The following is a 215-nucleotide window of genomic DNA, read 5'->3' on the forward strand; positions in this document are numbered from 1 at the left end:
AGGCGGCAAAAATAGCCTGACATTATGGCGAACAGAACCCCGCCGGATTGATATGCGGCATACCCGCATCAGCGTTACAGTACCGCCCCGGTAATAAATCGAAATTAATCAGATACCTTTATCGCTGAAAAAGTTTTTCTGCAGTCAGCGTTATCGATAGCTGAGGCAGGTTACCGGAGGCGGCATCCGGGCCGCTGAGTGAATGAGTGTGCAGA

Source organism: Tatumella sp. JGM94 (assembly GCF_018257595.1).
In the GTDB taxonomy this organism is placed as follows: Bacteria; Pseudomonadota; Gammaproteobacteria; order Enterobacterales; family Enterobacteriaceae; genus Tatumella; species Tatumella punctata.